Origin of the sequence: Roseiconus lacunae (assembly GCF_008312935.1) — a bacterium.
Lineage (GTDB): Bacteria > Planctomycetota > Planctomycetia > Pirellulales > Pirellulaceae > Stieleria > Stieleria lacunae.
The window spans coordinates 1-769 of sequence record NZ_VSZO01000072.1; the positions used below are offsets into that span (position 1 = coordinate 1).

Below are 769 nucleotides of genomic sequence, written 5' to 3' on the forward strand. Positions count from 1 at the left end.
ACGACGACGGCTGCAAGCAACAGGACCGATGCGAGTTTGACGATTGCATTTGACATGCGTCGTGTAGCCATTTCAGCAGATCAGCCGGGGAACGATTGTGATAACGGGGTTGCGGCCAAGCATCGTGAACGCAGGAATCAACTGCGCCGCAACTCCCGTTCATCACATGGTTCGTCGCTTTACGGTTGCCGCCGGCTGGAAGTTGGACGGCGCAAAAGCAATATAGCAATTCCAGAATGACGCGAGCATCAACATCAGTCAGAATTCCGATATCAAATCGTGACACCAAAAGCGTTTAACAAGCGACAGAGGTATCGTCGCCATTGGTTGAGCCGGTACGTGAGTCAATACGATTGGATGGGAGCGACAGCCGAGCCGCAACATCACGTGCGATCAATAGGCGACTGATGTCACGTTGCCAATCAATGCGTTCCTACGCGAGTCATCCAGTACGACGAATGTGACTTGCGTTGCAAATCACCAAGCCATCATCCGGATGAAGAAGATGATCTATCGAACCGCGACATCAAGAGCGATCAACAGGAAACAGAGGTCGCGTCAACAAACAGTGGGCCGACTGCAGTCACCTTATCCGGCTTGTGCGTTGATCAAAATTGAAAGATCGAAGAACCAACGAACGTGACCAAGCACGACGAACGTTGGTGATAACGGGGTCGCGGGCAAACATCGTGAACTCAGGAAACAGCAGCGCCCGCGACTCCCGTTCATCACATGGTTCGTCGAATTACGGTTGCCGCCAGCGTGGTGT

The 769-nt window shown here is 52.7% G+C and carries 2 protein-coding genes; one reads left to right on the plus strand and one right to left on the minus strand.

The window, feature by feature from the left end; genetic code table 11:
* Positions 1–240, plus strand: a 240-nt coding sequence (locus tag FYC48_RS28565; protein ID WP_235034433.1) for a hypothetical protein, incomplete at its 5' end; no start/stop codon positions are given.
* Positions 241–588: 348 nt separating this feature from the next.
* Here FYC48_RS28565 and FYC48_RS28570 read toward each other — a convergent pair.
* On the minus strand, positions 589–769 hold a 181-nt coding region (locus FYC48_RS28570; protein ID WP_235034434.1), incomplete at its 5' end, for a hypothetical protein.